The organism is Nocardioides humilatus (genome assembly GCF_008373755.1).
GTDB lineage: Bacteria > Actinomycetota > Actinomycetes > Propionibacteriales > Nocardioidaceae > Nocardioides > Nocardioides humilatus.
This window is the reverse complement of sequence record NZ_VUJV01000009.1, coordinates 173,882-182,286: the sequence shown is the minus strand read 5'-3', so window position 1 is coordinate 182,286 and position 8,405 is coordinate 173,882. Positions and strand designations below refer to the sequence as shown.

7 protein-coding genes are annotated in these 8,405 nt (G+C 68.3%); 3 read left to right on the top strand and 4 right to left on the bottom strand.

Translation table 11 applies throughout. The features are described from left to right. Nucleotides 1-43 precede the first annotated feature (43 nt). Nucleotides 44-2,011, bottom strand: a complete 1,968-nt coding sequence (locus F0U44_RS21360) for a M13 family metallopeptidase (RefSeq protein WP_149730401.1) — start codon at nucleotides 2,009-2,011, stop codon at nucleotides 44-46. A gap of 80 nt (nucleotides 2,012-2,091) precedes the next feature. Between F0U44_RS21360 and F0U44_RS21355 the strand changes: the two genes are divergently transcribed. Beyond that, the gene (locus F0U44_RS21355; protein WP_223163788.1) at nucleotides 2,092-2,628 is read left to right on the top strand and encodes a CAP domain-containing protein; all 537 of its coding nucleotides are present in this window, start codon (nucleotides 2,092-2,094) and stop codon (nucleotides 2,626-2,628) included. Nucleotides 2,629-2,641: 13 nt separating this feature from the next. Here the strand turns inward: F0U44_RS21355 and F0U44_RS21350 are convergent, their stop codons facing one another. The 3 genes from F0U44_RS21350 to F0U44_RS21340 are packed head-to-tail and all read right to left on the bottom strand — an operon-like array spanning nucleotide 2,642 to nucleotide 5,129. Further along, nucleotides 2,642-3,394, bottom strand: coding sequence for an amino acid ABC transporter ATP-binding protein (locus tag F0U44_RS21350; RefSeq protein ID WP_246160741.1), 753 nt, complete (start codon nucleotides 3,392-3,394; stop codon nucleotides 2,642-2,644). After that, complete coding sequence (locus F0U44_RS21345) at nucleotides 3,391-4,248, bottom strand: amino acid ABC transporter permease (RefSeq protein ID WP_149730399.1); 858 nt, start codon at nucleotides 4,246-4,248, stop codon at nucleotides 3,391-3,393. Before F0U44_RS21345 ends, F0U44_RS21350 begins: the two co-directional genes overlap by 4 nt. Next, nucleotides 4,245-5,129 (bottom strand): ABC transporter substrate-binding protein, encoded by an 885-nt coding sequence (locus F0U44_RS21340; protein WP_149730398.1) that lies wholly within the window; start codon nucleotides 5,127-5,129, stop codon nucleotides 4,245-4,247. Before F0U44_RS21340 ends, F0U44_RS21345 begins: the two co-directional genes overlap by 4 nt. 138 nt (nucleotides 5,130-5,267) lie before the next feature. Here F0U44_RS21340 and F0U44_RS21335 point away from each other — a divergent pair, with 138 nt between their 5' ends. Together F0U44_RS21335 and F0U44_RS21330 are read left to right on the top strand one after the other, a co-directional pair. Further along, nucleotides 5,268-6,821 (top strand): outer membrane protein assembly factor BamB family protein, encoded by a 1,554-nt coding sequence (locus F0U44_RS21335; RefSeq protein WP_149730397.1) that lies wholly within the window; start codon nucleotides 5,268-5,270, stop codon nucleotides 6,819-6,821. A 15-nt stretch (nucleotides 6,822-6,836) separates the two neighbouring features. Further along, on the top strand, nucleotides 6,837-8,378 hold the full coding sequence (locus F0U44_RS21330) for a hypothetical protein (protein ID WP_149730396.1): 1,542 nt from the start codon (nucleotides 6,837-6,839) through the stop codon (nucleotides 8,376-8,378). Nucleotides 8,379-8,405: the final 27 nt, after the last annotated feature.

Genomic DNA, 8,405 nt, shown 5'->3' with positions numbered 1-8,405 from the left:
CACACATTCTGGCCGCTAACCCTCACTTTTTCGACCGATCCGGCTACCAGATCCGGACCCGGTCGGCCGGGTCGAGCCAGAGGCCGTCGCCCGGCGCCGTCGCGAAGACCTCGTGGAACTCGTCGAGGTTGCGCACGATGTTGGCGCGGAACTCCGGCGGGCTGTGCGGGTCGATGGTGAGGTACTGGCGCTCCTGCTCCTCGCGGCGCTTGGTGCGCCAGACGAAGGCCCAGTTCATGAAGAGCTTCTGACGGTCCTCGAGGGTCGGCTCCTCGCCCGCGGCGCGCTCACCGATGACGAACGCCTTGTGACCGATGGTCAGACCGCCGAGGTCGCCGATGTTCTCGCCGACCGTGAGCGAGCCGTTGACCATCTCGCCGGGCAGGTTGCGGGGCGAGAATCCGTCGTACTGCTCGACCAGGGTCTTCGACTTCACCTCGAAGGCGGCCTTGTCGTCCGGGGTCCACCAGTCGTTGAGGTTGCCGGCGCCGTCGTACTGCGCGCCCTGGTCGTCGAAGCCGTGGCCGATCTCGTGGCCGATCACCGCACCGATGCCACCGTAGTTCTCCGCGGCGAGAGCGTCGGGGCTGAAGAACGGCTTCTGCAAGATGCCGGCCGGGAAGCAGATCTCGTTGGTGCCCGGGTTGTAGTAGGCGTTGACCGTCTGCGGCAGCATGAACCACTCGTCGCGGTCGACCGGCGAGCCGATCTTGCCGAGGTGGCGGTCGGTCTCGAACGCAGCGGACGCCTGGGCGTTGCCGACCAGGTCGTGCGGGCTCACCGAGAGTCCGGAGTAGTCACGGAACTTCTCGGGGTAGCCGATCTTCGGTCGGAAGGTCGCGAGCTTGTCGTAGGCCTTCTCCTTGGTCACCGCGGTCATCCAGTCGAGCTGGCTGATCGACTGGCGGTAAGCCGCCAGCAGGTTGGCCACCAGGTCGTCCATCAGCGCCTTGGACTGCGGCGGGAAGTGCCGGGCGACATATTCCTTGCCGACCGCCTCGCCCACCGCGCCCTCGACGAAGGAGACCGCGCGCTTCCAGCGGGCGCGGAGCTCGGGCGTGCCCGACAGGGTGCGGCCGTAGAAGTCGAAGTTGGTCTCGACGAACTCGTCGGGGAGGTACGGCGCCGCCGACCGCAGCACGCGGCTGTACATCCACTCGCGCCAGGTCTCGATCGGCGTCGAGGTCAGCACGGTCGAGAGGTGCTCGAGGTACGACGGCTGGCGGACGCAGACCTCAGCGATCGTCGCGTGCTCGCCGGTCAGGTGCCCACCGAGGTTGGTGATGTAGGCGTCCCAGTCGAACGCCGGGCACAGAGCCTTGAGCTCGTCGGCCGTGCGGAGGTTGTAGGTCTTCTGCACGTCGCGGGTGTCGGCGCGCTCCCAGTGGCCCTTGGCGATCTCGGTGTCGAGCGCGAGGATCCGCTGCGCGGCGCCCTCGGGGTCGGGGTGCGCGCCCAGGGTGAGGAGCTTGCCGAGGTAGGCCACGTAGGCCTCGCGGATCTCAGCGAACTTCTCGTCGCGGTAGTAGCTCTCGTCGGGCAGGCCCAGGCCGCCCTGGGCGATGTGGAAGAGGTAGCGGTCGGAATTGCGGTCGTCGGTGTCGACGTAGGAGCCGAAGACGCCGTGGCCTCCGATCCGCTCGAACTCGCCGAGGTAAGCGGCGAGGTCGCGGACGTCACGCAGTCCGTTGGCCGCGTCGAGCAGCGCCTGGATCGGACCGACCCCGAGGGTCGCGATGCGCTCGGTGTCCATGAAGGAGTTGAAGAGGGCGGCGATCTTGGTCGCCTCCTCGCTCCCCGCAGCACCCGCGGCGCTCGCCGCGAGGTCGGTGATGATGTCGCGGACCTGCTGCTCGCAGACGTCCGCGAGCTGCACGAAGGGTCCCCAGCTGGATCGGTCCGACGGGATTTCCGTCTCGACCAGCCAGCGACCGTTGACGTGGCCGAAGAGGTCGTCCTGCGGCCGGATGTCGGTGTCCATGCCCTCGCGGGCGTCGTCCAGGATGCTCACGAGGATGGAGCCTAGATCAGGTGCCCACGGGTTGGGCCGAACCGATGACAGCGAGGGTCCCGAGCGCTCAAACTGGTCAGATGCGCAAGCTCCTCTCGCTGGTCGTGGTTCTCGCGGCCGCTCTTCTGGTTGCACCTTCCACGACCGCATCGTCGGCTGCATCGACGTCAGGGGACCGAGGCACTCATCGCGCTGGCAGCGTCCACCAGGCCGCGCGCGTGGTGACACTGCGCGAGCGGGTGATCGAGCTCATCAACAACAAGCGGACCGACCACGGATGTCGGGCCCTCGGCAGCAATCCCGCGCTCGGACGCGCCGCCCAGATCCACACGCGCAAGATGGCGGCCGCGGGCGACAGCGGCACGCTGTCCCACCAGCTCCCCGGCGAGGCGGGTCTCGGTGCGCGCATCACTGCCGCCGGCTACACCGGATGGCGACTGGTCGGCGAGAACATCGCGTTCGGTTACACCACGCCCGCCGACGTCGTGCAGGGATGGATGAACAGCCGGACCCACCGCGCCAACATCCTCAACTGCAACTTCCGCCAGACCGGGGTCGGTTTCGCGCGCTCGGCCAACGGCACGGTGTACTGGACCCAGGACTTCGGCAAGCGCTGACCGGCGCCTCAGATCACTGCGGCAGCACCCGCCGCAGGAACTCCCGGGTCCGTGGCTGCTCCGGCGCGACCAGCACCTGCTCGGGCGGACCCGACTCGATGATCCGCCCGCCATCGAGGAAGCAGACCTTGGTCGCGACCTCGCGGGCGAAGGCCATCTCGTGCGTGGCGAGGACCATCGTCGTGCCGCCGTGCGCGAGCTCGCGCACGATGTCGAGCACCTCGCCGACCAGCTCGGGGTCGAGCGCGGCCGTGATCTCGTCGAGGAGCAGCAGGCGCGGCGAGGTGAAGAGCGCCCGCACCAGGGCGGCGCGCTGCTGCTGACCTCCGGACAGCCGGTCGGGGTGCTGCTCGACATGCTCACCGAGCCCGAAGCGCTCCAGCAGCTCGCGTGCCCGAGCCTCGGCCTCCGCCTTGCCGAGCCCGTGCACCTTGCGGGGAGCGAGGGTGCAGTTGGCGAGGACGGACAGGTGCGGGAAGAGGTTGTAGGCCTGGAAGACCATGCCGATCGACCGACGCACCTCACGCGGGTCGACGAGCGGATCGGAGATCTCGCGACCGTCGAACCCGATGACGCCGTCGTCAATCTCCTCGAGCAGGTCGAGGCAGCGCAGCAGGGTGGACTTGCCCGACCCGGACGAGCCGATCAGGCAGACCACGTCACCGGCCTCGACCGAGAGCGAGACGTCGTCGAGGACCACCCGGTCGCCGTACGTCTTGCGCAGGCCGCGCACCTCGATCACCGGTGTGGTCACCTGGCCGGTCACAGCGCACCTGCTCGTTCGCGCCGGGCCACCCGGGCCGCGAGCCAGTCGCAGAGCCGCGCCAAGGGCACGGTCATCGCGACGAAGAAGCAGGCGACGACGACGTACGGCGTGTAGTTGAAGTTGTAGTTGGCGTAGTCGCGCGCGGTGAAGAGCGCGTCGAAGATCGACACCGAGGCGACCAGTGCCGTGTCCTTCTGCAGCGAGACGAAGTCGTTGAGAAGCGGCGGTACGACGCGCCGGACGGCCTGCGGCACGACGACGTGTCGGAGGGCCTGACCACGGGTGAGCGCGAGCGCCTGTGCGCTGAGCACCTGCGAGGGGTGGACGGACTCGATGCCGGAGCGGAACACCTCGGCGACGTAGGCCGAGTAGGAGACGACGAGTGCGGCGGTCGCCCAGAAGAAGGCGCCATCGGGAAGTCCCTGCAGCTCCAGCGCCGGGATGCCGAACGCGAAGAGGAAGACCAGGAGGAGGGTCGGGACGCCGCGCACGACGTCGGTGTAGACGACGGCGAGGCCGCGCAGCGGCACCAGCCACGGCGAGCGCGCCACGCGCGTGACGGCGATCGCCAGGCCGATCACGAGGATCAGCGGCTCCGCGATGAGGAACATCTTCACGTTGATCCAGAAGCCGTCGACGATCGCCGGCAGCGACTTGCGGGCGTGGAAGCCGTCGAAGAACGACTCCCTCACCCGTGGCCACCCCGGCGACAAGACGACCGCCGCCGCCAACCCACCGATCACGACGACCGTGGCCGTCGTGGCGATCAACACCCGGTTGCGGCGCTGGCGCGTCCGGGTGCGGCGACGCTCGAGCTCGCGCGGGCTCGGCGCCCAGGGCGCCGGCGAGCTCACTGCAGCACGGGCACGTTCATCGCGTCGCTGCCGAGCCACTCCTCTTCGATGTCGGCGAGCGTGCCGTCGTCCTTGAGGGTCTCGATCGCGAGGTTGACGCACGGCAGCAGCTCACTGCCCTGCTGGAAGACGAGGCCGAACTGCTCGGTCTGGTCGGTCTCGACCTGGAACTGACCCACGATGGTCGAGTCCGGGATCTCGACGGCGCTGATGTAGAGCGCGGTCGGCAGGTCGGCGACGATCGCGTCGAGCTGCCCGTTCTGGAGCTGCTGCTTGGCCACGTTGGTGTCGTCGAGGACCGCGGGGTCCTCATCAGGCTGGATGACCTCTCGGATCGCCGTCAGCGAGGTGGTGCCGGTCTGGGCACCGAGCTTGAGGCCCTTGAGGTCCTCGACGCTGGTGGCCTCGGCAGCCGGGCTGCCCTTCAGCGCGATCAGCGCCTGGGCGGCCGAGTAGTAGCCCTCGGAGAAGTCGATGACCTTGTCGCGCTCTGCCGAGATCGACACCTGGTTGATGTCGAAGTCGAAGTCCTTGTCGCCGGGCTTGGCCAGGCTGTTGAAGCCGACCTTGATCCACTTCACGTCGCCCTTGTCGAAGCCGAGCTCGTCGGCAATCGCGTAGGCCACGGCGGCCTCGAAGCCCTTGCCGTTGGTCGGGTCGTTGTCGGAGAACCACGGGTCGTAGGCCGGCGAGTCGGTGGCGATCGTCAAGACCCCCGGGGTCCTCAGCACCAGGTCCTCGGTCGCGCACTCGTCGGCGTCGGCGACCTGTCCCGTCTTGTCCTCCGCCTTGTCCTCGGCCGCGCAAGCGGTCAGGGCAGCTGCAGCGATGCTGGCGGCGGCGAGAGCGGCGAGGGAGCGGTGGCTACGGAGCAGGCGCATGCGGGATCGTAGAGCGCACAGCCGACGCGTGGGTCACGAGCCGAGAGATCATCCGATCGGCGCTACCCAGCACGACGCTCACTCCTTAACCTCGAAAGATCCACTCCGGGCAGGCTCCCCCGATTCGAGGTGAGGTCGATGAGGCGTCCAACCGTGCTCCTCGTGGCCAGCGCGCTCGCGGTCACGATCCTCCTACCTACATCCGCTCCCGCCGCCCAGCGTGATGTCGCCGATCCCGACGGTGGCCCCGAGACGCGAGCCCGCCATTACCTCTCGGAGAACCGGTGGAGCACTCGGCGCGACGACAGCGTCTACGCGGTGGCCGCGCGCCACGATCTCGTGGCGGTCGCCGGACTGTCGATCGGAGCGTCATCGGTGGTCGGCTTCGTGCGCGCACTCCGTCCCGACCTGACACCCCTGTGGGACGTGCCGCTCAGCGGCAACCTGACGACTGCCGAAGCCGTCGGCACCGACGGGCAGATCGTCGCCGCGGGTGGATCGACCTACTCGGACCTCGATCCAGACGACGCGGTCGGCCACGCGTGGCTCCAGGTCTACGACGAGAACGGAACCCCGTTGTGGACTCGTCAGACGGGCGATCTCGACGGGGACAAGATCTGCGCGATCGAGGTCACTGACGACGCGATCTTCGCGGCCGGTCGGATCGCCGGGATCGCCACCGTCTGGAAGTACGACCGTGCCGGCGACCTGCTCTGGGACACGGAGTTGGTCCACGTCACTGGCAACTCGGCGACCGACCTCGCCTTGATGGGTGACCGCGTCATCGTCGCGGAGGAGCGCTTGTGGGACGACGCCTCCCGCATCGTGGCACTGGACGCCGAGACCGGAGCGATCGACTGGTCGACGCCACCTGTGGGGCGCACCGCACCGGTGCTCGCAACTGACGGCACCTCGGTGTTCGCGGCCGGTCAGTCCTACGAGGACGGCTTCGCCGAGATCGAGTCGTACGACAGCGAGGGCGCGCCCCGCTGGAGTCGCGATATCTACGTCGCCGACGATCTACCCGGCCCGGACACCTGGACGGAGGCGAATGCCCTGGTGTGGGACGGGAACTCCCTGATCGTCTCGGCCAGGATCGCCCTCGAGGCCGAGCTGATCGCGTTCGACGCTGATGGCCACCGGGGTTGGCGGGTCCTCCCCCCCGGCTACTACGACACGCGCGCCGCCGTCTTCGGCCCGGGTGGGCTGTACGTCGGCGGCAACGCCCAACACCCGAACCGACCCACCGACTGGGAAGGCATCGTGTCGCGCTACGTCGTTCTTCAGCCCGACGCGCGTGCCCGCTTCCTGCACAGCGACGAGCTGATCGGCGACGACGTCTACGCCGGCCGGCAGCGGCTGCCCTTCACCGTGGAGGGTGTCAAGCCACGGTCGGCTGTCCTCAGCGCGCAGAACGACGGCGAGATCGGCCAACGACTCCGCGTGACCGGGTGCGCGAGCCACTCCGGATACGCCGTCCGATACCTCGACCCCAACGGCCGCAACGTGACCGACTCCGTCACCGGTTCGGGTTGGCGCACGCGCGCGCTGGCACCAGCCGGGCAGCAGAGTCTCACCGTCGTCATCACCCCTCGCCGTCGTACGACGGGAGCGACGACCTGCGCCGTCACGGTCACGTCACCATCGGCGGACGAGCGCGACCGATTCGTCCTCGCCATCACCCGCCCCTGACCAAGGAGAGGCTCCATGCTGAAACGTCCACCACTGGTCGTGGCCGGCACGGTGCTCGGCGTTGGGCTGCTGGCCGGGATCGCACCCGCTACCGAGGCGGCACCCGGAATACGACACTTCCAGGAGATCCAGTCGCTCGGAACGGTCGACTTCGACAGCACTTTGGCGGTCGGCGCGGCCGGCGACCTCGTCGTTCATGCCGGATACGTCGGCGGGACCTTGGCGGGCCAGACGTCGGCCGGCGGCCGGGACGCTTTCGTCGCAGGTCTGTCCTACGACCTCCACCCCCTGTGGGAAAAGCAGATAGGCGGACCTGGCGAGGACGCCGCGCGCGCCGTTGCGACCGATGGCACGCGTGTGGTTGTTGGCGGCATCTCTGAGGGCGGGATCGGAGGACCAGCCCTGGGCGGTACGGACGGCTGGTTGATGGTCCTCGAGAGCAACGGCCACGTCGTGCGGACCAGCGCGCTCGGCGGGGCGAACTCGGACGGCGTGTCTGATGTCGCACTCGCCGACGACGGCTATTACGCAGCCGGGTGGATCGGCGGGCAGGCCGTGGTGTGGAAGTTCGCCCACGACGGCGCGCTCGACTGGTCTGTCGAGGTTCCCGGCAACAAGGCAGCCCAGATCGTCGTCCAGAGCGATCAGGTCGTCGTCTCCACCGTCGTCTTCTGGGAGGAGGGCGACGAGGGGACCGCACTCGTCAGCCTCGACCCGGCCGACGGGAGCCAGAACTGGGCAGGCACCCCGAGTTTCGGCGGAGCCACGGGGCTGGCAACCGACGGCACCAACATCTTCGTGACCCGCTGGTCGATCGACTTCGACGACTACCGCTACATCGGACTGATCACCGCCGTCGACCCGAACGGCACGCGGTTGTGGGGCGCCAGGATCTACGAGGGCGAGGGTTTCGACTACGACGCGATCGACGTGGCTTGGGACGGGTCCGCGGTCGTCGTCGTGTCCAACTCTCAGCTCGTCGCCTTCTCGCCGACGGGCGCGCACACCTGGTACCAGGGCCTGCCGGGGCTGGACCCGACGAGCGTCGCCATGGGCTGGGACGGCCTGTACGTCGGCGGGGAGACCAACGATGCGTTCGACGGCACCCGGCACGACGGGGCCGTTGCGTGGGCCCCGACCTTCCAGCCCGATGCTCGAGCGCGCTACTTCCACAATCCCGCCCTCCTGGGTGACGACCGCTACGGCAAGCGCGGACAACGACTGCTCGTGACGGTGGAGGGCACCAAGCCGAGGAACGTGATCTTCAACCCGCAGAACGACGGCGAGGTCGCACAAAACATGACAGTGACGGGTTGTGGGAGTCACGACGGCTACTCGATCCGGTACTACGACTTCGATGGCCCCTTCGTCGAGGTCACGGAGAAAGTCACAGGAGCCGGCTTCCGGACAGGACTTCTCTACCCCGAAGACGGCCGCAATCTGCGAGTGATCATCAAGCCGCTGCGTCGTACGACGGGATCAACCACCTGCAAGGTGCGACTCATCTCCGCCAAGGGCGACCGCGACACGATCACCTTGGTGATCAAGAGACCCTGATCACCCTAGCTTGCAACTAGTTGCATA